Source organism: Pseudomonas sp. TJI-51 (genome assembly GCF_000190455.2).
Classification (GTDB): Bacteria; Pseudomonadota; Gammaproteobacteria; order Pseudomonadales; family Pseudomonadaceae; genus Aquipseudomonas; species Aquipseudomonas juntendi.
Map to the genome: position 1 here is coordinate 1,686 of NZ_AEWE02000136.1, position 467 is coordinate 2,152.

Genomic DNA, 467 nt, shown 5'->3' on the forward strand with positions numbered 1-467 from the left:
GCACCCGTTCGCCCCGGCGGGGCAGGCCGTCGGGTACAAGGCGATGATCGACGAGCTGGAAAGCTGGCTGTGCACCATTACCGGCTTCGATGCCATCTGCATGCAGCCCAACTCCGGGGCCCAGGGTGAGTACGCTGGCCTGATGGCGATTACCCGCTACCACCGCAGCTGCCAGCAACCGCAGCGTACCTTGTGCCTGATCCCGTCGTCGGCCCACGGCACCAACCCGGCGTCGGCACAGATGGCCGGCATGGAGGTGGTGATAGTCGATTGCGATCAGGGCGGCAACGTCGACCTGGCAGACCTCAAGGCCAAGGCCGGTGCAGCCGGTGAGCGCCTGTCGTGCCTGATGATCACCTACCCCTCAACCCACGGCGTGTACGAAGAGGGCATTCGCGAAATCTGTGACGTGGTGCACCAGCACGGCGGCCAGGTGTACATGGACGGCGCCAACCTCAATGCCCAGG

At 65.3% G+C, this 467-nt stretch carries 1 protein-coding gene; it reads left to right on the forward strand.

The genetic code is table 11. The annotated features are described in order from the left end of the window. On the forward strand, positions 1-467 hold a 467-nt coding region (locus G1E_RS29885; RefSeq protein ID WP_371259959.1), incomplete at both ends, for a beta-eliminating lyase-related protein.